The organism is Vibrio sp. AND4 (genome assembly GCF_000171815.1).
In the GTDB taxonomy this organism is placed as follows: Bacteria; Pseudomonadota; Gammaproteobacteria; order Enterobacterales; family Vibrionaceae; genus Vibrio.
In genome coordinates this window covers 1-18,137 of sequence record NZ_ABGR01000038.1, presented here as the reverse complement: position 1 = coordinate 18,137, position 18,137 = coordinate 1, and the positions used below count along the sequence as shown (strand labels likewise).

General features: G+C 46.0%; 18 protein-coding genes and 1 tRNA gene. 15 read left to right on the top strand and 4 right to left on the bottom strand.

Going from position 1 to position 18,137, the window contains the following annotated elements; genetic code table 11:
* Positions 1 to 157 precede the first annotated feature (157 nt).
* The 6 genes from tsaB to rnd all read left to right on the top strand — a co-directional run bounded on the left by tsaB (position 158) and on the right by rnd (position 5,664).
* On the top strand, positions 158 to 859 hold the full coding sequence (gene tsaB, locus AND4_RS17210; protein WP_009844259.1) for a tRNA (adenosine(37)-N6)-threonylcarbamoyltransferase complex dimerization subunit type 1 TsaB: 702 nt from the start codon (positions 158 to 160) through the stop codon (positions 857 to 859).
* A 52-nt stretch (positions 860 to 911) separates the two neighbouring features.
* A complete protein-coding gene (locus tag AND4_RS17205; protein ID WP_009844258.1) occupies positions 912 to 1,217 on the top strand; it encodes a hypothetical protein in 306 nt (101 codons plus the stop codon).
* 25 nt (positions 1,218 to 1,242) lie between these two features.
* Positions 1,243 to 1,800 carry a Slp family lipoprotein gene (locus AND4_RS17200; protein ID WP_009844257.1) on the top strand — a complete coding sequence of 186 codons (558 nt, stop codon included), beginning with the start codon at positions 1,243 to 1,245 and terminating at the stop codon, positions 1,798 to 1,800.
* Positions 1,801 to 1,806: 6 nt separating this feature from the next.
* Positions 1,807 to 2,661: an alpha/beta hydrolase gene (locus tag AND4_RS17195; RefSeq protein WP_009844256.1), complete on the top strand. Its 855-nt coding sequence runs from the start codon at positions 1,807 to 1,809 to the stop codon at positions 2,659 to 2,661.
* A 105-nt stretch (positions 2,662 to 2,766) separates the two neighbouring features.
* Complete coding sequence (gene fadD, locus AND4_RS17190) at positions 2,767 to 4,458, top strand: long-chain-fatty-acid--CoA ligase FadD (protein ID WP_009844255.1); 1,692 nt, start codon at positions 2,767 to 2,769, stop codon at positions 4,456 to 4,458.
* Positions 4,459 to 4,545: 87 nt separating this feature from the next.
* Complete coding sequence (gene rnd / locus AND4_RS17185; RefSeq protein WP_009844254.1) at positions 4,546 to 5,664, top strand: ribonuclease D; 1,119 nt, start codon at positions 4,546 to 4,548, stop codon at positions 5,662 to 5,664.
* Between the two features lie 193 nt (positions 5,665 to 5,857).
* On the opposite strand, the gene minE is transcribed toward rnd, so the two are convergent.
* From minE to minC, 3 genes are read right to left on the bottom strand one after another with little or no spacing between them, the layout of a single operon-like run.
* Complete coding sequence (minE, locus tag AND4_RS17180) at positions 5,858 to 6,121, bottom strand: cell division topological specificity factor MinE (RefSeq protein ID WP_009844253.1); 264 nt, start codon at positions 6,119 to 6,121, stop codon at positions 5,858 to 5,860.
* A gap of 2 nt (positions 6,122 to 6,123) precedes the next feature.
* Positions 6,124 to 6,936 (bottom strand): septum site-determining protein MinD, encoded by an 813-nt coding sequence (gene minD, locus AND4_RS17175; protein WP_009844252.1) that lies wholly within the window; start codon positions 6,934 to 6,936, stop codon positions 6,124 to 6,126.
* A 17-nt stretch (positions 6,937 to 6,953) separates the two neighbouring features.
* Complete coding sequence (gene minC, locus AND4_RS17170) at positions 6,954 to 7,616, bottom strand: septum site-determining protein MinC (RefSeq protein WP_009844251.1); 663 nt, start codon at positions 7,614 to 7,616, stop codon at positions 6,954 to 6,956.
* Positions 7,617 to 7,812: 196 nt separating this feature from the next.
* Here minC and AND4_RS17165 point away from each other — a divergent pair, with 196 nt between their 5' ends.
* From AND4_RS17165 to AND4_RS17150, 4 genes are all read left to right on the top strand, one after another.
* A complete protein-coding gene (locus AND4_RS17165) occupies positions 7,813 to 8,094 on the top strand; it encodes a YcgL domain-containing protein (RefSeq protein ID WP_009844250.1) in 282 nt (93 codons plus the stop codon).
* A gap of 48 nt (positions 8,095 to 8,142) precedes the next feature.
* Positions 8,143 to 9,114, top strand: coding sequence for a lytic murein transglycosylase (locus AND4_RS17160; protein ID WP_009844249.1), 972 nt, complete (start codon positions 8,143 to 8,145; stop codon positions 9,112 to 9,114).
* Positions 9,115 to 9,185: 71 nt separating this feature from the next.
* Positions 9,186 to 10,130, top strand: a complete 945-nt coding sequence (locus AND4_RS17155) for a LysR family transcriptional regulator (protein WP_009844248.1) — start codon at positions 9,186 to 9,188, stop codon at positions 10,128 to 10,130.
* A 235-nt stretch (positions 10,131 to 10,365) separates the two neighbouring features.
* Complete coding sequence (locus AND4_RS17150; RefSeq protein ID WP_009844247.1) at positions 10,366 to 11,565, top strand: NupC/NupG family nucleoside CNT transporter; 1,200 nt, start codon at positions 10,366 to 10,368, stop codon at positions 11,563 to 11,565.
* 155 nt (positions 11,566 to 11,720) lie between these two features.
* Here the strand turns inward: AND4_RS17150 and folD are convergent, their stop codons facing one another.
* The gene (gene folD, locus AND4_RS17145; RefSeq protein WP_009844246.1) at positions 11,721 to 12,578 is read right to left on the bottom strand and encodes a bifunctional methylenetetrahydrofolate dehydrogenase/methenyltetrahydrofolate cyclohydrolase FolD; all 858 of its coding nucleotides are present in this window, start codon (positions 12,576 to 12,578) and stop codon (positions 11,721 to 11,723) included.
* Positions 12,579 to 12,780: 202 nt separating this feature from the next.
* On the opposite strand from folD, the gene AND4_RS17140 reads away from it, so the two are divergent.
* From AND4_RS17140 to AND4_RS17120, 5 genes are all read left to right on the top strand, one after another.
* Positions 12,781 to 12,857, top strand: a tRNA-Arg gene (locus AND4_RS17140).
* 394 nt (positions 12,858 to 13,251) lie between these two features.
* Positions 13,252 to 13,608 carry a MerR family transcriptional regulator gene (locus AND4_RS17135; RefSeq protein WP_009844245.1) on the top strand — a complete coding sequence of 119 codons (357 nt, stop codon included), beginning with the start codon at positions 13,252 to 13,254 and terminating at the stop codon, positions 13,606 to 13,608.
* Between the two features lie 58 nt (positions 13,609 to 13,666).
* A complete protein-coding gene (locus AND4_RS17130) occupies positions 13,667 to 14,056 on the top strand; it encodes a carboxymuconolactone decarboxylase family protein (RefSeq protein WP_009844244.1) in 390 nt (129 codons plus the stop codon).
* A 290-nt stretch (positions 14,057 to 14,346) separates the two neighbouring features.
* The gene (locus tag AND4_RS17125) at positions 14,347 to 16,038 is read left to right on the top strand and encodes a class I SAM-dependent methyltransferase (RefSeq protein ID WP_009844242.1); all 1,692 of its coding nucleotides are present in this window, start codon (positions 14,347 to 14,349) and stop codon (positions 16,036 to 16,038) included.
* Between the two features lie 254 nt (positions 16,039 to 16,292).
* Positions 16,293 to 18,119 (top strand): DUF4105 domain-containing protein, encoded by a 1,827-nt coding sequence (locus AND4_RS17120; RefSeq protein ID WP_241210261.1) that lies wholly within the window; start codon positions 16,293 to 16,295, stop codon positions 18,117 to 18,119.
* Positions 18,120 to 18,137 lie beyond the last annotated feature (18 nt).

Genomic DNA, 18,137 nt, shown 5'->3' with positions numbered 1-18,137 from the left:
GACGCGAGATTACGGTGGGATCTTTCTCGGCAGTTTACCGCCAATCCCAAGAACGCGGGATCTTGAACGAATCAAAACATTCCTTAAAACAGGACAAGTTGCCGCAGACTAATGCGCTGCGGCATCAATAAATTAAAAAAGAATTGTAGAGAGTTAAATGAGCGCAAAAATTCTTGCTATCGATACGTCAACTGAGAACTGTTCAGTTGCACTACTGGTTAATGACCAAGTGATTTCACGCAGTGAAGTGGCGCCTCGCGACCACACTAAAAAAGTACTGCCTATGGTAGACGAAGTGCTTAAGGAAGCCGGCCTGACCCTGCAAGAACTCGACGCATTGGCGTTTGGCCGTGGTCCTGGCAGCTTTACTGGCGTTCGTATCGGCATTGGTATCGCACAAGGTTTAGCGTTTGGCGCTGATTTACCCATGATCGGTGTTTCGACCCTGATGGCGATGGCGCAGGCAAGTTACCGTCTGCATGGCACAATGGACGTTGCCGTTGCGATTGACGCGCGTATGAGCGAAGTTTATTGGGCACGTTATGCTCGCCAAGAAAACGGTGAATGGTCCGGTGTGGATGCAGAGTGCGTGATTCCGCCAGCACGTCTCGTTGAAGAGGCACAAGCAGACGAACACATGTGGACGACAGCGGGTACAGGTTGGGGTGCTTACCAAGAAGAGCTTGGCACATTGCCATTCAACGTAACAAACGGTGATGTCCTTTATCCTGATGCACAAGACATAGTCATTCTTGCTGAGCAGGAACTGAACAAAGGCAACACGGTTCCAGTAGAAGAGTCGAGTCCGGTTTATTTGCGTGATAATGTGACGTGGAAGAAACTTCCGGGTCGCGAATAATCCCCACGAGTAAAGTATACGGGGCGCTTTCCCTGTATTTTTATGGAGCGTTATGGTGTCTATCAATGGTTTACCTCCCGCGATAATACCGGGTGCAAAGCGCACCAATAAAGTCGGTAAAAAAGGGCAGGTAAAGAAAGCACGAGACAAGCAGTCCGTTGGTCAACCTTCTAAGGTGGCGAACGCGGTCGCGCATTCCATAAAACAAGTTGACGAATCTCAGATTCATCGTGCTCAAGTGCAATATGATTTGCCCGAGGGCCATGCCCGCAAAGCAATGGAACAGTATATGGATGTCATGAATCGAGCGAAAAAAGAGGAACTCGCTCAATTACTTGGTGTCGATATCTATGTGTAAAACAACCAAGTTAAAGTAGGGGTTTATGAAACTTTCTAGACGTATTTTGCTGGCTATTATCGTCGCATTCGGGCTATCTGCTTGTAGTTCTCTTCCTGAGGAGCTGACGGCGAGCACCGAGCAGGTTTTGATGGATTACAAAGCCTTTGCCGAGGACCAAGGCCAGGTTGCGAATGATGTCCGCCTCGGTGGTGTTATCGCGAAAGTGGATAACTTAAAGGACCAAACCCGTCTGGAGATCGTAAACTTACCAATCAACAAATCAGGTATACCGGATATTGGTCAAGAGCCCACAGGGCGTTTTGCGGTGTACTTTGATGGTTATCTAGAACCTGTTGCATTTAGCCAAGGCCGACTCATCACTGTCGTGGGTAAAGGGATGGGCGAAGAAGAAGGCAAAATTGGCGAGCATCAATATATTTTTCCGGCAATCAAAGGCGATGGTTACCGTCTCTGGAAGGTCGAAGAGCGCGTGCTAATGTACGACACACCAACCTATTTCTACCCTTGTTATTCTATTAACTGCCGTATGATGCGTTCAGACTTCCCGCAGGACGGCAAGGTCATCAAACAGGTTAAATAATTTGTGATGAATGAGCGCCGTTTCGAACTCCCAAATGGGAGCATGGCAGCCTTAGAGATCGGAAATGAAAAAACGACTGCTTGTTCAGTCGTTTTTATTCATGGGTGGATGGACAACGCGGGCAGCTTCAAAAGCTTGATGTGCGCCATTCATCAAACAAACCCCGAACTCCATTTATTGGCGATTGACTTATTGGGTCATGGCCTATCCAGTCATAAATCCTCAGACAATTACTACCCTTTCCACGACTATATTGCCGATTTACACCAGTTGTTGGACGAATTATCGCCAAACAGACGGGTGTTAGTGGGGCATTCACTAGGCGCATTAATCGCAAGTTGCTATAGTGCTGCCTTTCCTGAACAGGTTGAAGCCTTGGTGCAAATTGAAGGCGCGGGCCCACTTACGGAACACGCTTCCAATAGTGTAAAACGCCTGCGTGAAGGCATCATCAGCCGACAACGTCAACGCAGCAAACCGGAGCGAGCAATGGCTTCTTTCGAGTTGGCGTTAAAGCTGCGTATGCAAGCGAATCGCCTGACCGCTGAACAGTTGATGCCAATCGTCGAACGCGGAATCGAATGTCGAGAGAACCAATGGTTTTGGCGACACGATGCCAAATTAAAGTGTGATTCACTTTATCGTATGGCGCAGGAACACGCGAACGCGATCACTCGCCAAATACGCTGCCCGCATCTGATCATTCTGGGTGACAATGGATTTCAGCATTTACAGCTTAACCAAGCCGATTGGGGCGAGAATCCACCGAGTGTGGTTTCTGTAGCGGGTGGACATCATTGCCATTTAGAGCAAACGCTCAAAGTCGCGAAGCGAATTCTTGGTGTAGTTAACAAAATCTAAACAAGTGTTTGAGAGTTACGTGCTCAAGCACGTTTGCTGTGCTGTAATAGTGCTCAAAATAAAAAGGACGCTATTTTTAGCCAGTTATAAACGAGGAGTAACATCGTGGATAAACCATGGCTTTCACGTTATCCAAGTGACGTACCTGAAACCATTAATCCAGAGCAATATGAGTCTTTGGTAGAAATGTTCGAGCAGTCTGTTCAAAAATACGCAGACCAACCAGCATTTATGAATATGGGCTCGGTCATGACCTTCCGCAAATTGGAAGAGCGTAGCCGCGCATTTGCCGCATACCTACAAAACGAGCTTAAGCTGAAAAAGGGCGACCGTGTCGCACTTATGATGCCTAACTTGCTGCAATACCCAGTCGCACTCTTCGGTGTTTTGCGTGCGGGCTGCATCGCTGTTAACGTGAACCCACTTTATACTCCACGTGAGCTTGAACATCAGCTAAATGATGCTGGTGCTACGGCGATCGTTATCGTTTCTAATTTCGCGAACACACTAGAGCAGGTTGTAGAAAACACCCCAGTGAAACACGTGGTTCTGACCAGTCTTGGTCAAATGCTGCCACGTGCGAAAGGTACGCTGGTGGATTTCGTGGTCAAATACGTCAAGGGTATGGTACCTAAGTACGATTTACCGGGTGCAATTTCAATGCGTAAAGCATTGCACAAAGGGCGTCGCCTTCAGTACGTCAAGCCATTTATATCTGGTGATGATATCGCATTCCTGCAGTACACAGGTGGTACAACGGGCGTGGCGAAAGGCGCAATCCTGACGCACCGCAACATGATTGCTAATGTGATGCAGGCAAAAGGTGCTTACGGCCCAGTATTGACTCCAGGGCGCGAACTTGTTGTGACGGCACTACCGCTTTATCACGTCTTTGCACTGACAGTGAACTGTTTATTGTTTATCGAAATGGGCGGTAACAACCTGCTTATTACTAACCCGCGTGATATTCCGGGTTTCGTCAAAGAGTTACAAAAATACCAGTTCACCGCGATTACAGGGGTAAACACTCTATTTAATGCGCTAGTGAACAACGAAGACTTCCATGAATTGGATTTCAGCAACCTGCGCCTAGCGGTAGGTGGTGGTATGGCAGTGCAACGTGCCGTGGCTGAACAATGGCAAAATACCACGGGCTGTTACCTGCTAGAGGGCTACGGTCTAACAGAATGTTCGCCATTGGTCGCGGCTTATCCGCATGACTTAGTCGAGTACAACGGTTCAATCGGTTTACCTGTTCCATCAACGGAAGTACGTATTGTTGATGAGGAAGGGAATGCACTGGCAAACACTGAGACAGGCGAGCTTCAAGTTCGTGGTCCGCAAGTGATGCAAGGTTACTGGCAGCGTCCTGAGGCAACCAAAGAAGTGATTAACGAAGACGGTTGGTTATCAACGGGCGACATCGTTAAGTTTGATGACGAAGGCTTCCTGCACATCGTCGATCGTAAGAAAGACATGATTCTTGTGTCTGGCTTTAACGTTTACCCGAATGAAATCGAAGATGTGGTTGCTCTGCACGGTAAAGTGTTAGAAGTCGCCGCAATCGGCCAGCCGCATGAAGTGTCTGGTGAGTTGGTGAAGATCTACGTTGTTAAACGCGATCCAAGCCTAACTAAAGAAGAAGTGATTGCACATTGTCGCCAACACCTAACGGGCTACAAAGTGCCTAAGTTGGTTGAGTTCCGCGAAGATCTGCCTAAGACCAACGTAGGCAAAATCCTGCGTCGTGTACTGCGTGAAGAGAACGACGCAGAACTTGCGAAGAAGAGCGCGTAAAAGGATTGCTTTGTGCAACAATCATTTATTGCCAAATAATGTTAGAATGCCAGCGTTTTGCTGGCATTTTTTTATAGCGAGAAGCATGTGAATTATCAGATAATCAAGAAAAACAAAGACCTAGAAGAAGTCTGTGCTCTAGCAAGAGAAGCCGACGTAGTTATGCTGGATACCGAATTCGTAAGAATCAGGACCTTCTATCCGCAACTAGGTTTGATTCAGCTTTTCGATGGCAAACAACTTTCTCTGATCGACCCGACGGAACTGACCGACATGACGTCGTTCGTCGAGTTGCTACAAGACACCTCAGTGCTGAAAGTACTGCACGCCTGTGGTGAAGATTTAGAAGTGTTCCAAAACGCTTTTGGTTGCACACCATTCCCAATGGTAGATACTCAGTTGATGGCCGCATTTTTAGGCCACGGGCTGTCGACTGGTTTCGCAACACTGGTCGAAGAATACCTTGGTGTCGAGCTCGACAAGAGCGAATCTCGCACCGATTGGATGGCGCGTCCACTGACGCAAAAGCAATTGGATTATGCTGCCGCTGACGTGCATTACCTCATGCCTCTTTATGAAAAACTGCTAGATAAAGTCAACCAAGCAGGTTGGTGGGAAGCGGTTCAGCAAGAGAGTGACCTGCTGGTATCCAAGCGTATTCGTGATATCAACGACGAGAACGTGTATCTCGACATCAAAGGCGCATGGCAGCTAAGACCGGCTGAACTTGCGATCCTGAAACCTCTGGCAACTTGGCGTTACCGTGAAGCCATTAAGCGCGATCTCGCGTTGAACTTCATTTTCAAAGAGGGCGATTTACTGACGGTTGCTCGCCTTGGTTTGACTGGCTTTCAGAAGATGGAAGCGGAAGGTATGGACGTCCGCTCGATAAACCGCCACGGCGCAAAGATTGCCGGTATCGTAAAGCAGGCGAAACAAACACCAGCAGACGATTACCCAGAGAAAATTGAACGCTTGATGGATTACCCAAGCTACAAGCAGGTCTTTAAGAACCTGAAAGATGTGGTTAAGGTGGCATCGCAGAAGTCAGGCTTGGCGACTGAGTTCTTAGCGTCTAAAAAGCAGATCAACCAAATCATCAGTTGGGTATGGAAGAAAGACCGTGACCCAGCGAGCCTACCAGACGTGATGCAAAGCTGGCGTCTTGAGTTGCTCGGTGAGAAAATGAACAAGCTTCTGAAATAGAGGCAAATAAAAAGGTTGGCAATATCGCCAACCTTTTTTGTAACACGCATTTGTAATTGGCTTTGAAGGCAAAACCTATTTGCAACAACCTAAGCTTCAACAACCCGAGCACGTTAGTAATAGATTCAGAATCACGCTCGTACATCGCTGCTTCGAATGACGAAAAGAGCACTCAAGCCAAGTCGAAAAGCAATTACTTCTCGTCTTCTGGTAACTTCACATTAAGCTCAAGAACCGAAATATCATCGTCCTTGTGTTCAAACGTCAAATCCACCATGTTAGGGTTAATCGCGACATACTTGCTGATCACCTTCAAAATGTCCTCTTTTAATTGAGGTAAGTAAGAAGGCGCAGGATCGCCCTGGCTACGACGTTCAGCAACGATGATCTGCAAACGCTCTTTGGCTAGATTTGCAGAGTTTTTCTTTTGTGGGCGGAAAAATTCTAATAATGACATGTCTAGCCTCCGAATAGTCGTTTAAAGAGTCCTTTCTTCTCCTCAGTAAGGAAACGAAATTCAACCTGGTTGCCCAGTAGGCGGTCAACGGCATCAGAATAAGCCATGCCTGCGTCTGTGTTCTCGTCAAAGATCACTGGCACACCCTTGTTTGATGCATTCAATACTGCTTGGCTTTCTGGAATCACGCCCAGCAGAGAAATGTGGAGGATCTCTTCCACGTCCTCAACGCTGAGCATCTCACCTTGCGTTACGCGAGAAGGGTTGTAACGTGTCAGTAGCAGGTGCTGTTTAACGGGCTCAAGGCCTTGCTCAGCACGCAGCGACTTAGAATCCAAAATGCCTAGGATACGGTCAGAGTCACGTACCGAAGACACTTCAGGGTTCGTCGTTACAATCGCTTCATCCGCATAGTACAGCGCCATCAGAGCACCTTGCTCTATGCCTGCTGGAGAATCACAGATGATGAAATCAAAGCCCATCTCGCCTAGCTCAGAAAACACACGTTGCACACCATCTTTGGTCAGCGCGTCTTTATCACGTGTTTGAGAAGCGGGAAGAATGAAGAGGTTATCTGTACGTTTGTCTTTGATCATCGCTTGGTTGAGTGTTGCTTCACCATTGATGACGTTAACAAAATCGTACACCACACGGCGCTCACAGCCCATGATCAGGTCAAGGTTACGCAAGCCGATATCAAAATCGATCACCACGGTCTTTTTTCCCTTCAGAGCCAAACCAGAGGCGATGGCTGCGCTTGAAGTGGTTTTACCGACGCCACCTTTACCAGACGTTACTACAATAATGCGTGCCATTTTATTTCCTTTTTAGACTAAATAGTGAGTGTCTCTAGATGTAATGATTCTTCGGCCTTGCTTATCATTACTTTCTTTTGCCAATACTCACTCTCAATTTGATCGCTCAGCCAGTAATCTCCTGCAATGGAAACCAGCTCAGCTTGTAAATCGTGACAAATAATTCGTGCTTCTTGTTGCCCGCTCGCTCCAGCAATGGCACGTCCACGTAGGGTGCCATGAATATGGATAGAGCCATCAGCAATTATCTCTGCCCCCGCACTTACATGTGCCAACACAAGCAGGTCACAATCTTTGGCGTAAATCTGCTGACCAGAGCGTACCGGAGTACGAACAATTTTGGTCGGTGCCATCGTTGTTGGTGCTTGAGTGGGAGATTTGCTCGCAGACATGATGGCAAAGCCCGCTTGTGAGGCAAGGTTTTGAACGCGCTTATCTTTACAGCCAGAGACGCCAACGGGAATAAACCCTGCGTTAGCGATGCCTTGCTTCAGCGCGTGGAAATCAATATCGCCTTCTACTTTTGCTATATTGATAACCAGAGGAGCAGATGCAAAAAAAGAAGGCGCTTGTGAAACTTTTTCTTGCAAAAATTCGACAGTCTTGGCGATCTCGTTGTCAGAAAGGTGTAAAACTGACAATGTAAAACTGCTACCTTTAAGGTCAGGTGAATGGGTCATCGTGGACTTCTGCCTTTATTGAAAGAGCGTTGCCTTAAACTAGGTCTATCATGTTATATTTCATCCTCTAGCGCAGCAAGTTCTCAGGTAAGCAAATAAGTGAATTAATCTCAAATTTGCTAACAAGTTTGCGAGAATTTTACGTTTTCAATAGAATCCGCACTCAAAGCGGGTAAATCAGCACAAAAGGCTCGTCATGCTTTGTTCCATTTATAAAAGCTCCAAAAAAGAAGGCACTTATCTCTACATACCGAAAAAGGACGACTTCTCACAGGTTCCTGACAAATTAATGCAGATGTTCGGTAAGCCTATGCCAGTGATGACCATCAAACTGGACGGTCGTACATTGGCGCAAGTTGATGTCGAGAAAGTGAAAGTGTCATTAAATAATGATGGTTTCTTCCTACAGGTTCCGCCTCCGCCGGAAAACCTACTAGAAAAATACAAAGAACAAAAAGCCCAGCAGAAAGGTGAATAACATCGCCGCTTTTCATCTGGAAGTTTTGCCTCGCTCAAGGAGGGCGATATGAAAAAGATACTGGCAGTCATGCTCAGCCTTGGTATGTGCACCTCAGCCTTTGCAAGCAGCGACGGCTTTGATGAATACCTAAATAAACTGCGTGCAGAAGCGCGTAATAAAGGCATTTCCGAACAGGTGATCAGTGCCGCTTTCGCTGATGTGCAATATAAGCCACACGCAGTCAAAGCAGACCGAAACCAACCTGAAAAGAAACTGACGTTAGATGAATACATTCCGCGTGCGGTACCCAAATGGAAGGTTAAGCAAGCTAAGCAACTGTATAAAGAGCACTACGCTGAGCTAAAACGCATTGGTGACGAGTTTGGCGTGCAGCCGCGCTTTATTGTCGCATTGTGGGGGGTAGAAAGTAATTTCGGTAAGTTCACGGGGAATTACCGCGTGATCGATGCGCTGTCGACCATGGCGTTTGAAGGTCGTCGTGAAGAGTTCTTCCGCAAAGAAACCATGGCGGCGCTACAGATCCTTGATGAAGGTCATATCGAGTTAAAGAACTTCAAGGGTTCTTGGGCTGGCGCTATGGGTCAATGTCAGTTTATGCCAAGTTCATTCCTGCGCTTTGCCGCAGATGGTAACGGTGACGGCAAGAAAGACATCTGGCAATCAGAAGCGGACGTGTTTGCTTCTACTGCGAATTACCTAAGCAAGTCGGGTTGGGATGATACGTTTACTTGGGGCCGCCAAGTCAAAGTGCCACATGGCATCGACCCTAGTCTGCAAGGTCGTAAAGCCCAAAAAGGCAAGTATCTGCAAGAGTGGAGTAAGCTGGGCATCACCCAATACGATGGCAGCCCACTACCTAAGTTAGATGAAGACATCAAAGCTTGGTTGATCATGCCAGACGATGAGAACGGCCGTACTTACTTGGTGTACAACAACTACAATGTGTTGATGAAGTGGAACCGCTCTTACTACTTTGCCTTGGCGGTAAGTCACTTAGCTGACCGTATCACATTCTAAGTTGGCTGGTTATACGAATAAAAAGGGGCTCTTCGGAGCCCTTTACTTTCTCAAATTAAAACGAGGTTTGCGTGTTATCTGAACGTGCTGCACAAATGGTGATCTTCGCTGCGTTGATCAAACATAAGAACTTTACTGCTGCGGCAAAGAGCCTAGGCGTGTCTGTTTCTCACGTTAGTAAGCAGCTTAGCCAATTAGAAGCCTCATTAGGTATCAAACTTGTGCAGCGTACTACGCGCAGTTTTACGCCCACAGACGCTGGGCAAACCTTTTATCACCATTGCCAGCAGGTAGTGCAAGCCGCGAGTAGCGCAACATTAGAGATGGAAAGCCAACGGGATGAAGTCGCGGGAACAGTGCGTCTTGGGCTGTCGCAATCTTTCGGTACTTTGCACATCATTCCTGCCATTCAACAACTTAGAGAGACGTACCCGCTACTGAAAGTTGAACTGCACTTGTTTGACTACAAAGTAGATATGTTCGAAGAGGGCTTGGATCTTTGGGTCACCAATAACGAACATCTACCTGAAGGCTACATTGCTCAGCGCCTAGCGGATTGCCAATTCGTGGTTGCTGCATCGCCAGATTACTTGCTCAAGCACGAGAAACCCACCGTGCCGAATGACTTGGCGCAGCACAACTGCCTTATCTACCGCAGTTGGGAGCGTGACTACACCAGTTGGGCATTCACGAATCGTGAGCAAGAGCTCAATGTAAAAGTATCAGGCAACTACTCGGTTGATTTGGCTGAAGCGATTCGTGATGCCGCAATTGCGGGGTGGGGCATAGCCTATTTGGCAACTTACCTGCTCGATGACGAGTTCCGCTCAGGCAAATTGATCCAGCTTTTACCTGATTGGAGGGCCAGCCAAACCATGCCGTTTTACGCTGTGTACCCAAGTCGTCAGCACATGCCGAAAAAAACCTCTGCGGTGATCGATTTCATCAAACAGAGGATTGGGTCACCTTGTCACTGGGATCAGCGATTAGCACCTTATATCTCGATACCCAAGTAGGGAATACAAAAGGTGATTTAGATCTCAAAATATTTCTAAATCCAGAAACATATTTTCCACTTGGAAATAATAGCAAAAAGCAAACGTTTATCTCCTTTTAATTCATAGAGTTATTTTGGCGGTCAAAAACTGAGCGGTCAAGATGCTCAGCCTGTTAACATACCCAACTTGCAGCATTATTCTTACTCTATACAATCCGACTCCTTTCCTGTTCCCCCTTTGTCGGATTCACTTTATGAACTCAATTCTTGGTATCGTAGTCATCCTATTCGTAGCATGGCTGCTGTCGACTAACCGTAAGAACATTCGTTTAAGAACGGTGTCTTTGGCTTTTGCTCTGCAAGTTCTCTTTGCGCTATTGGTGCTTTACGTACCTGCGGGTAAAGAAGCGCTCAATGCAGTAACCAGTACGGTTTCTAACCTAATCAACTACGGCCAAGAGGGCATCTCGTTCCTATTTGGCAATCTCGCAACGGGTGGTTTTACCTTCGCGATTAACGTACTTGGTATCATCATCTTCTTCTCAGCGCTGATTTCTGGTTTGTACCACATCGGTCTGATGCCGAAAGTGATCAACCTGATCGGTGGTGGTTTACAACGATTACTCGGAACAGGTCGTGCGGAGTCTTTATCTGCGACTGCTAATATCTTCGTCGGTATGATCGAAGCGCCACTCGTGGTGAAGCCATACCTAAAGCACATGACTGACTCACAGTTCTTTGCGGTTATGACAGGTGGTTTGGCATCGGTTGCTGGTGGCACACTGGTGGGTTACGCATCACTGGGTGTGGATCTTAACTTTTTGATCGCGGCGGCTTTCATGTCGGCACCTGCGGGTCTTCTTATGGCAAAAATCATGATGCCAGAGACCGATAACGCAGCACAAACGGTGAACCCTGACCAAGTTGAAATCCCACGCGCAACTAACGTGGTTGAAGCAATGGCAGATGGCGCGATGTCAGGCGTACGCATCGCTGTTGCAGTTGGCGCGACACTGCTGGCTTTTGTCAGTGTTATTGCGATGCTCAACGGCATGCTCGGCTGGTTCGGTGGTCTATTTGGTATGGAGCTGAGCTTTGAGCTAGTACTAGGCTACCTGTTTGCCCCAATCGCTTGGCTGCTGGGTATTCCTTGGAACGAGGCTATTGTGGCTGGCTCATTGATCGGTAATAAGATCGTGGTCAACGAATTCGTTGCCTTCATCCAACTGATGGAAGTTAAGTCTGAACTAAGTGCGCATTCACAAGCTATCGTGACGTTTGCACTGTGCGGCTTTGCGAACATTTCGACCATGGCCATGCTGATCGGCGGCCTTGGTTCACTGGTGCCAGAGAGACGCTCCTTTATCTCGGAATACGGCTTCCGTGCTATCGCAGCTGGTGTCATGGCTAACCTGATGAGCGCATCCATCGCTGGCGTGATTTTAAGTTTGTAACCTATTTAAAGCGCTGCGCTTCTGGAATCGGGAACGCTTCGCTTCGAGAGAGCAGGGGAACAAGGTTTTGGCTCAGACACTTCTTCCCACTCTCTCAAAACAAAAGGGTTGACGTTTATCGTCAACCCTTTTCATTTCTTCGAATCTCGAATCTCTTACTTCGTATGAAACTGCTCGCAAGCCAGCATGGTGTTCTCAATCAAGGTGGCCACCGTCATTGGGCCAACACCACCCGGAACCGGAGTAATGAAACTCGCGTTCTCACGTGCTTTGCCGTATTCCACATCACCCGCTAGCTTGCCCGATTCAAGGCGATTGATGCCCACATCGACCACGACCGCGCCTTTCTTAATCCACTCACCAGGAATGAAGTTTGGCTTACCTACAGCAACCACAACAAGGTCTGCTTGGCGTACGTGACCCTCTAGGTCTTTAGTGAAGCGGTGACAAGTTGTCGTTGTGCAACCAGCAAGCAGCAGCTCAAGCGTCATTGGGCGACCAACAATGTTGGATGCGCCAACCACCACCGCGTGCTTACCGCGTAGCTCAATGTTATAACGTTCAAGCAGCGTTATAATGCCTTTTGGTGTACAAGAACGTAGCTTAGGAATACGCTGCGCGAGACGACCAACGTTGTAAGGGTGGAAGCCATCCACATCCTTTTCTGGGTGGATACGCTCAAGAACCTGCGTTGCATCGATGCCAGCAGGAAGTGGTAACTGAACAAGAATGCCGTCGATTTCGTCGTCATTGTTTAATTCGTCGATAAGTGACAACAAGGTTTCTTCCGACGAAGTAGCAGGAAGGTCAAAAGACTTAGAGACAAAGCCTACTTCTTCACATGCACGGCGCTTACTGCCGACGTAAACCTGAGAAGCGGGATCTTCACCAACTAGAACTACTGCAAGACCTGGAGCACGAAGGCCAGCTTCAACCCGCGCTTTTACACGGGCTGCAACTTCGGAACGAACAGTTTGTGAAATGAGAGTTCCATCTATATTTTGAGCAGTCATGACTTTCCTTTTAAATTGAGAAGGCAAATTATTTTCGGCGCATTGTCGCAGAAATTCCATTTAACATCTATACGCAAACGTTTGCTTTGAGGTGTTTTTGAACATTTTTCGCCTTAGTGACCTTTTTTTAAGCATTTAGATCAGAATGTTATGAAAACCCGTTGATTTAAGCGTCTGAACTCGTATAATCCTTCCCTGTAGCGCGCCCTTAGCTCAGCTGGATAGAGCACGTCCCTTCTAAGGATGTGGTCGAAGGTTCGAATCCTTCAGGGCGTGCCATTTATTCTGAAGGCCCCGATAACTCCCAGAGTTGTCGGGGCTTTTGCGTTTTAGGTATGTTCTTTACCTTTCTCTAAGATTACATTTTAGATCAAGTACACCATTCGTCTATAAGCCACACCTGCCATGCGCTGAAGGGCAACATGTAAGGTCAACTCTAACGCCCGTTGAAAAACAAAACAGTAGAGGTGTGATTGCCTAGTGGCTCAACTCATTTATGCCCCATTGTTATTTTAGTTAAGAAGCCTATGTTCCTAGTTAGACGAACTTTGCCCAAATATAACTAATCTCATATTCATTTTTAATAAAGAGTGAAAAATAGGTATTATTGAGCGGTTCTAAACAAAATTGTTTAGGCTTCAATGCACAATCCACCTTTACGAAGGATGTAAAAATGAATATGAAGGTGTTTGCTAGCTTGGTAGGTTTGACGGATCACACACTTAGGTACTATGAAAAAATTGGTTTGCTTAAAAATGTTCAGCGCAACAATAGTGGCCACCGAGTGTATACCGAGAAAGACCAAAAGTGGGTTGAATTTGTAATTCGTCTGAAAGAAACGGCTATGCCACTCGAAGATATATTGGAATACGCTCGGCTAAGAGAGAAGGGAAACAGCACGTTACTTGAGCGTCAAGCCTTGCTAGAACAGCACCAACAGACTTTAATAGCACATATAGAACAACAAAAATCCCACCTTTTGGCTTTGGAAAACAAAATTGAACTCTATAAAGATGGAAAAGTGTATTGACTTAGAGTGAACTCTAACTTGTATGCTGCGCTCCTATTGAACACATAGGAGTAATACATTGGATGCGCCACGTTTTGAAAAAGGGCTAGAACTACTTAAACAGATTGATGGTGAAGCAGGACAAAATGTTATCGATAGCCTACAAGATATCAGCCCTGATTTAGCTAAATACACCATTGAGTATCCTTTTGGTGATATATATGCGCGCAAAGGCTTGGATTTGAAATCGCGTGAGATTGCAACGGTGGCAGCGTTAACGGCATTAGGAAACTGCATGCCACAGCTTAAAGTGCACCTGAATGCGGCGCTTAATGTGGGTTGCAATGAAGAAGAGATCAAAGAGGTGATCATTCAGATGTCTGTTTACGCAGGCTTTCCTGCTGCGCTGAATGGGATGTTCGCGTTCAAAGAAGTACTTGTTGAACGAACGGCAAATCACAACAGCTAAATATTGAACGAAAGCTTACTCTATACGTATGTATGGCTTTATTGTTAAACGACCGCCTACAGTGCGGTCTTTTTGTACTCGAAAAGGAACTTAATAAAGGAGTTATCAATACTTTTTCTAATATTTACCAGCCTAAATAGATTAGAAAGTCTAACAAGGTTTTGTCCAAAAAACGTGCTTCAGGCATCAGCATTCCCAATGCAACGTTTTCTACAACTTTTGTACTGTCTTCTAGCAATTGCAATCAGTAGCACTTACTATGTGTTCAGTTTAATTTCAGTCTTATCTTTATGTCCTCAACGTTTAATTTCTACAACCAAAATGCGAGTTCATTAGCAGCGCAATATAACTCGACAACCTTTGAGCAGGTGCATTCGAGCTGGCAAGCTTTTTGGCCTCATGCTGGCGATCGCGTATTGGATGTGGGAGCTGGAGCAGGGCGAGATGCGAGGTGGATGTCAGAGCAAGGTTGCGAGGTGATTGCACTTGAACCAGCCATATCACTGCTAGAGATCGGTAAAAATACAACGGGTGATTTTGTTACTTGGCTTGACGATGCCTTGCCTGCACTTGAGAAAACCACCAACTTAGGGCTCCGATTTGATCTTATTTTAGTGAGTGCAGTCTGGATGCATGTTGCTGCTTCGCATCGTGAGCGTGCTTTTCGTAAACTATCGAATCTGTTGGCGCCGAATGGTCGGTTGGTGATAAGTCTTCGCCATGGTGAGTTCACCGATGGGCGAAAAGCTTATCCAGTATCCGTTCAGGAGTTGGAACAACTGGCAAAGAATAGCGCGCTGATGGTTAGGCACATCTCTGACAGCGATGATCAGCTTAAGCGTGATGACGTGCACTGGCAGACGATAGTTATGTCACTTCCCGATGATGGTTCCGGTGATCTCAACAAGATCCGCCATATCATCGTAAACGATTCAAAATCGGCGACATACAAACTCGCCTTGTTGCGAACCTTATTGCGAATTGCAGATGCGCACTCTGGAGCCGTTGTTGATCGCTCTGATGGTAAGGTCGCGATTCCTCTCGGACTCGTCGGCCTGTATTGGATTCGTCAGTTCAAACGCCTTATCGATAAAGAGAGCATCCAACAAAACTCTAATGCGTCAAAAGGCCTTGGTTTTATCAAGCCTGATGGGTGGGGCAAGCTTTCTCATTTAAGCCCCGATGATTTAGCAATTGGTACCATGTTTGTTGATGGTGATGCTGCCGCTTTGGATAAAGCGATCAAAGATAGCTTAAAAACCATCAAAGAAGGGCCTGTCACCTACACATACCAAGGTGATAAATCGAATCCATATTTTGAAATGGTACGTTCTTCGAAAAAGCATAAAGGCGCTATCGTTGTTGATGGTGCTTTTCTAGAAAGTTACGGCCATTTTATTTTGGAAGAGAGTTTGTGGGACTGCTTTAGGCTCTATCATTCTTGGATTGAGCCGCTGGTGGTGAATCAATGGATTCTTGAAATGCAGCGGTTTAGTTCAAACCAACAGCGAGGAATTGCGCTGCAAACATACCACGATTGTTTGGTTTGGATTGATAAAGACCACGATACAAGCGCAGTGCGCAAAAGGGTAGAGCAGTTACGCTCGAATCAATCGGAGATCATCAGCGTTTGGGGTGGAGGCAAGTTGCGTAATGAGTACCATGTTGATCACTGCTTGCCGTTTGCTTATTGGCCGAATAACGACAAATGGAATCTGTTGCCAACATCTAAAACGGAGAACTTAAACAAGCGCGATCGACTTCCTGCGGCTTACCGATTGAATGCGTCTAAACAACGTATTTTGGATTGGTGGCAGTTGGCGTGGGGAGAATCTGAGACCCTGAGTCAGTCATTTTTTACAGAGGCGTCGCTGTCTTTACCTAATGTTCCCGCTACTTGCCAAGACTTTGAGCATGTATTTGAGGCGATGGGGTTGCAGATTCGTGGTGTGAAAAGCCGCCTTTGCATTGCTGAGTGGTGAGCGCTAAGTGAACGCCAATCTAGACCTGAGATGCATACTTTCCAATTAACCCCATTTCTCCTATCTGACTATTTTTTATAGCTCCCAAGCCTGTCAAAAGAAAAACACTCATACATTCAGATATATGTGGAAAATATATTTTATAAAATGCATTGATTAATGATAATCATTATTGATAAAATACTCATATGATTTGATATTTTAACGCTCGGTTGGCATACCCTTTCTCATTGAACAAGCTAATTAATTCCATCTTGATCACGGCAAGTTGTGTTCTGTCCAGTGCTGCTTTTTCAGATGAGGAAGGAAAAGGACAAAAGTATGATTTAGATGCCTTAAGCTCCTCGAGTACATGGCGGTTGCTTATTCATTACGAAGAGGGATTGGTGAAACCGAGTAGTGCTGTGACCAGTCCATCATTTCTTTTAGCACCGAATGGAAAGACTAATCCAGAAGAGGAATTAAAAGCGACAATTCAAGCCTTTACTCAAGAGCCTACCACCCAGTGTCGTTTCCCCGCTAGGAAAATCTGGCTTGAGAGTGTCATGCCTAAGGGGTTATTTCCGGAAGCAAATTGTCCAAAATACCAACAATATCTTGAGTCCTTTGCGACAGATAGCGTCAGTGTGGTGTACGCGAGCGGTTATCTTGGTAATCCTGCATCCATGTATGGGCATGTCTTACTTAAATTTAATTCTGGCGCAGGTGCTGAGCTACTCGACAATACCTTTAGTTATGGCGCAATGGTTCCGGACTCTGACAACAAGCTTGTCTATATCTACAAAGGCATAACTGGTGGGTATCAGGGGCATTTCGCGAACCAAAAATATCATCACCAAAATTTAGCTTATAACGAAACAGAGCTCCGCGATTTGTGGGAATACAAGCTCAGTCTGACTGAAGAAAACGTCGTCTTTCTACTTGCACATTTGTGGGAGTTAGAAAATACGAGCATGACCTACTACTTCTTTAAACAAAATTGCGGTTACCAACTCGCTAAGCTGTTGGAACTGGTTGTTGATAAGCCTCTTTTGGCACCAAATAAAATTTGGGTTATGCCTTATGATTTGGTGATGATGCTCAATAAGCCTGAGACGGAGAGTCATGTAGACCAAGTGCTTTATCATGAATCTCGTCAGGAAAAATTATACAACCGATTTAATCAACTGAGCGCTAGTGAAAGGCAAAGTGTTGAGCGCATTATTGCGCTTCCCGTTGATGAAACGTTGAGTCTCTTGCGGTCTCTTAAAGAAGAGGAGGCAAAGCGAGTGATTGACACTATGTATGATTATTATGCTTTTTTAGAAGTGAAAAATAGTGGCCTTTCCGCGATAGAAGAGACAAAAAGAGAGAATTTACTGACTGAGCGTTTTCGCTTATCAGCAGGGCAAACGAGTTGGGAACCGGCGAACAAGTTACCACCACATAGAGCCCAAAACACGGCAATGCTTCAATTCTCCTCTAGATACAATGATGCATTTGGCTCAGGGGCAAGCTTACGGTTTCGTGCAAATTACTATGATCTTTTGAATATTAATGCTGCCCGTATCCCTTTCTCGGAGCTGAGTACTTTTGATCTGAGCCTTTTATACACAACCCAGGAACGCGGTTGGTCAATAAGAGAGCTGACCTTATTTAATGTATTAAACCTGAATGTCTCTCAGACGGGATTAGCTGAAGATAATTTTTATGCGTGGTCTCTAAACGCAGGTTACAAACCGAATAATTTATCCTGCATTGATTGTTCCGATATGTATGTGGGTGGCTTTCTCGGTAAAAGCATGAATCTAGCCGATGACTCAGCAGGTTATGCTGCTCTCGCTGGTGAAATACTGTTTTCGGACCTTTCTCATGGTGCTGCCTATATTGGGCCGGAAATAGGAGCGGTGCTATCCATAGCGCCATATTGGGCTACTTCCATAAAAGTTGGGAGTGGCTTCAACATAACTGAAATAGCAAAACACAAAAACTATCTTAAATGGGAACAACGTTTTTTCGAAAATAGAAACTTCGATATTCGGACGTTGGTTCAATATGATGAAGCTTTTGAATACGCTATAAACTTTTCAACGTACTGGTAATAAAATGAAAAAATAACA

Bases quoted from the DNA above. Each gene is read 5' to 3' on its own strand.
- tsaB (WP_009844259.1), top strand. From the start codon at position 158: ATGAGCGCAAAAATTCTTGCTATCGATACGTCAACTGAGAACTGTTCA.
- AND4_RS17205 (WP_009844258.1), top strand. From the start codon at position 912: ATGGTGTCTATCAATGGTTTACCTCCCGCGATAATACCGGGTGCAAAG.
- AND4_RS17200 (WP_009844257.1), top strand. From the start codon at position 1,243: ATGAAACTTTCTAGACGTATTTTGCTGGCTATTATCGTCGCATTCGGG.
- AND4_RS17195 (WP_009844256.1), top strand. From the start codon at position 1,807: ATGAATGAGCGCCGTTTCGAACTCCCAAATGGGAGCATGGCAGCCTTA.
- minE (WP_009844253.1), bottom strand. From the start codon at position 6,121: ATGTCATTATTAGAATTTTTCCGCCCACAAAAGAAAAACTCTGCAAAT.
- minD (WP_009844252.1), bottom strand. From the start codon at position 6,936: ATGGCACGCATTATTGTAGTAACGTCTGGTAAAGGTGGCGTCGGTAAA.
- minC (WP_009844251.1), bottom strand. From the start codon at position 7,616: ATGACCCATTCACCTGACCTTAAAGGTAGCAGTTTTACATTGTCAGTT.
- AND4_RS17165 (WP_009844250.1), top strand. From the start codon at position 7,813: ATGCTTTGTTCCATTTATAAAAGCTCCAAAAAAGAAGGCACTTATCTC.
- AND4_RS17160 (WP_009844249.1), top strand. From the start codon at position 8,143: ATGAAAAAGATACTGGCAGTCATGCTCAGCCTTGGTATGTGCACCTCA.
- AND4_RS17150 (WP_009844247.1), top strand. From the start codon at position 10,366: ATGAACTCAATTCTTGGTATCGTAGTCATCCTATTCGTAGCATGGCTG.
- folD (WP_009844246.1), bottom strand. From the start codon at position 12,578: ATGACTGCTCAAAATATAGATGGAACTCTCATTTCACAAACTGTTCGT.
- AND4_RS17135 (WP_009844245.1), top strand. From the start codon at position 13,252: ATGAATATGAAGGTGTTTGCTAGCTTGGTAGGTTTGACGGATCACACA.
- AND4_RS17125 (WP_009844242.1), top strand. From the start codon at position 14,347: ATGTCCTCAACGTTTAATTTCTACAACCAAAATGCGAGTTCATTAGCA.